We start from the raw sequence: 3,163 nt of genomic DNA on the forward strand, positions 1-3,163 counted from the left end.
GGGCATGTACGCGGTTGGCTGCAGGGAAAGCCCGGGACCAGCATGATGGCGGCGCGCTGCGTTGGCGTGCTCCTGGTGAGCACCGCGATGTTCACCGGGTTTAGCGGCTGGCAGCGAATCTAGGTGGCCGGGAGCGGCCTTGTGTTCACGCACGTAATCGGTGCTTGACAACATCGTTTACAAGTGTGATCGTTGGCCCACGAAAGAAGGTGGGCGCGATGATCAGCGATGCCGAAGCGGTATTGATGCATGCCTTGTGGGCCTCTTCGCCCATGACGACCGAACAACTGCTTTCCCAGGTAGGGGAAAGCCAGGGCTGGCAGGAAGGCACGGTAAAGTCACTGTTGAATCGCCTGCTTAACAAGGGCGCGATCAGCGCCGAGCGGGAAGGTCGTCGCTACCTCTATTCCCCCGTGCTTACCCGCGACGATTACATCACCCAGCAGAGCACCAGCCTGCTCGACCGGCTCTTCGGCGGTCGCGTAGCGCCCCTCGTCGCGCACTTCTCCGCGCACACGAAACTATCGGCGCGGGACAAGGCCCAGCTGCGCAAGCTGCTCAAGGAGCTTGACGATGAATAGCCTGGACCTGCTGCGGCAAGGCGCGTTCGCCGTGGGCGCATTCACAACGACCGTGGCGCTGGTGGCTTTGCTTCGCCCGTTGTTCCGCCGCTATTTCGGCGCCGTCCGCGCCTGGCAGCTCTGGGCCCTGCCTGCGCTCGCCCTGCTTGGTGCGGTACTTCGACCGCTTGGCCTGCATGTGCCGGCAAGCCAGGCGCCATGGTTCGTCGCAGCCGCCGCCGCAGTCGACGTGCCCGCCTTGCCGGCGACAATGGGGACCAGCCGCGACTACGCACTATGGATTTGCCTGCTATGGATGGCAGGCGCCACGACGTTTACCATCGCCGCAATCGCATCGCAGCTGCGATATCGCCATCGCATGCGTGCAGCAACGCCCCATGCGCACGATGGCCCATGGCCAGTAGTGCTTGCCGCACGCAGTGACATCGGGCCTGCCATAGTGGGCGCGTTCCGGCCCATGATCGTGCTGCCCGCGGACTTCCACTACCGCTATTCCCCTCGCGAGCAGCAGCTGGTGCTGGCCCACGAGGAGGCCCACGCCGCCCGCCGGGACGGCCTGTGGCTGCTGGTGGCACACGCGGCGGTGGCCGTGATGTGGTTCAACCCAGCCGCGTGGTGGGCGCTTGGCGCCTTTCGCCGGGACCAGGAACTCGCCTGCGATGCCTTGGTGCTCGCACGGCGCCAACAGGATGTACGTGTCTACGCCGACATCCTGGTCAGGAGCCACCAGCCTTCCGTCCTGCGCTTGCCGGTCGGCAACGCGTGGGGTTCGTACCATCCCCTCACCGAGCGCATCGCCATGTTGAAGAACAAGCAAACGCGTCCCCTCACACGCGCCTGTGGCCAGATCCTCCTCGCTGCCACCGCGATGATGGTGACCAGTGTGGCGTTCACTTCCACCGCACCGGCACCGGCCTCCACCGCGGGTGGCCTGTACCAGATGTCGCTGGCCATCACCCTGCACCAGAAGGTCGTGGCCACGCCAAAAATCTGCCTGCGCGCTGGGGAACCCGGCACAATCTCCGGAGGCGACGCCGATGCCAACGGCAAGCCCCTGTGGACGCTCGACATCACCACGACGCCCGCCGGTGTCAACGCCGTCAAGGTGAACCTGCGCGGCAGCATCCGCGACGACAAGGGCAAGTACGCCAAGATCTTCCCCAGCGAACAGACCGAGCTGGGCAGCCAGGGCAATTGGGACTTCCGCGAGCTCGACGGCCGGCCGCAAGTGTCGATCACGACGATTGCCGGGTGCCCGGCAGCGGAAGAGGCGCGAAAGAGTTAGTCCATCGGGTAAATGGTGACGGGCGCCGGCTACGTCAGGTGAGTGCGATCGACTCGTGTTCAACCGCTATCACGCCGTCAACCAGATAGATGTATGTGGTTCCCGCCTGCAGCGCCGGTGACCAATAGTTGATGTTCCCGGCGCTGGAATGATCCTCCATGGCGAGGAAATCCATATTCTGGGTGAACTGCTTCACTCCCTTGAAAAGCACCGTTAGCTTGGTCCTGGTGTTGGGCGAGACGCCGACGAACGCGCGAACGGAGACGGCAACCTCCCGCGTCGTTGGACGCACCTCCACGCCAGTGAGTTGCGCATCATGAAGTTCCAGGTCTTGGGCAGCAATCATGGGCACACTCCGTCCGGTGGAAACGCGCCCTGAATCTAGCACGCGAATTCATACCGGGCGTGTCAGCGCCCTGACGACGCCTTTATCTTCCCCTCAAGGTCCCGATAGCCGGGCGCCGCCACGTCTTCAATCTTCAACGAAGTGGTGACATTTCCCTGCGCCACTAGCGATACCTTGCCCAGACCGCCGCCAGCTGCGGTACTCCACGACGCAATCGCAATTGTGTTCGAACCGTGCGCATGCAGCAGCCCCGCGGGCAGTTCGAACTCATGCTGCGGCCCCACGTCGTTGATGTAACGACCCACCTGCCAGCCGTTGATGAAGATCAACGCGCGATAAGGGCGTTCCGCCGAATCCTCGATCTTCAGCGCGATGGGAATATCCTGGCCCTGGGGAAGATCGAGCGTGACGCTCGTGCGGTACCACTGCACGCCGGCCTCGTTCGCCGTCGAGGGCAGCGTTGCGTCCTTCCAGGACTTGTCATCGAAACCAGGCAGTGACCAGCCCATGCGTTCGCCGTGAAGGCCGCCGTTGTTGAATGGCCCGCGCGTCTTGTCGATGCCGTCCTCGCCCCCGAGGTTCCCCTGCATCCGCCACAGGATCGCGGCATCGGAGCCGAGGAACGTCGCCTTGTACAGGCCATGCGGCTCCTTGGTGACGCCGTTTCTCTCTTCCTGGTTGTGGCCCATGTTGTCCACCAGCACGGCAAGGACGTTGTCCTTGCCCGGCTGCAGCCACGAAGGATCGATGTTGAAAAGCTGCGAGCTGCTGGGATTGCTGCCGAGGTATTGGCCATTGAGCCATACGGTGAACACGCCATGGTTACCAAGGTGCACGCCCATGTCGGCGCCGAGGATGATCCCGGTTTCGTGGCCCGTGGCCTTGAAGTGGCCGCGGTACCACACCGCGCCATGATGGAAGCCGTAATCGTCGCTGTTCCAGATCGGCGAG

At 63.6% G+C, this 3,163-nt stretch carries 4 protein-coding genes; 2 read left to right on the forward strand and 2 right to left on the reverse strand.

From position 1 onward, the window contains the following. Positions 1–218 precede the first annotated feature (218 nt). Both VK519_RS15950 and VK519_RS15955 read left to right on the forward strand, forming a co-directional pair. Positions 219–581, forward strand: coding sequence for a BlaI/MecI/CopY family transcriptional regulator (locus VK519_RS15950; protein ID WP_324351371.1), 363 nt, complete (start codon positions 219–221; stop codon positions 579–581). After that, on the forward strand, positions 574–1,866 hold the full coding sequence (locus VK519_RS15955; protein WP_324351373.1) for a M56 family metallopeptidase: 1,293 nt from the start codon (positions 574–576) through the stop codon (positions 1,864–1,866). Before VK519_RS15950 ends, VK519_RS15955 begins: the two co-directional genes overlap by 8 nt. A 34-nt stretch (positions 1,867–1,900) precedes the next feature. Here VK519_RS15955 and VK519_RS15960 read toward each other — a convergent pair whose 3' ends face one another. Together VK519_RS15960 and VK519_RS15965 are read right to left on the reverse strand one after the other, a co-directional pair. After that, on the reverse strand, positions 1,901–2,212 hold the full coding sequence (locus tag VK519_RS15960; RefSeq protein WP_324351374.1) for a hypothetical protein: 312 nt from the start codon (positions 2,210–2,212) through the stop codon (positions 1,901–1,903). A gap of 62 nt (positions 2,213–2,274) precedes the next feature. Further along, positions 2,275–3,163 (reverse strand): beta galactosidase jelly roll domain-containing protein (locus VK519_RS15965; protein WP_324351375.1); only part of this gene is annotated, 889 nt, incomplete at its 5' end.

Origin of the sequence: Pinirhizobacter sp. (assembly GCF_035317885.1) — a bacterium.
Classification (GTDB): domain Bacteria; phylum Pseudomonadota; class Gammaproteobacteria; order Xanthomonadales; family Rhodanobacteraceae; genus Pinirhizobacter.

Excerpts from the sequence above, each read along its gene's own strand:
- VK519_RS15955 (WP_324351373.1), top strand. The coding sequence starts at position 574 with ATGAATAGCCTGGACCTGCTGCGGCAAGGCGCGTTCGCCGTGGGCGCA.
- VK519_RS15950 (WP_324351371.1), top strand. The coding sequence starts at position 219 with ATGATCAGCGATGCCGAAGCGGTATTGATGCATGCCTTGTGGGCCTCT.
- VK519_RS15960 (WP_324351374.1), bottom strand. The coding sequence starts at position 2,212 with ATGATTGCTGCCCAAGACCTGGAACTTCATGATGCGCAACTCACTGGC.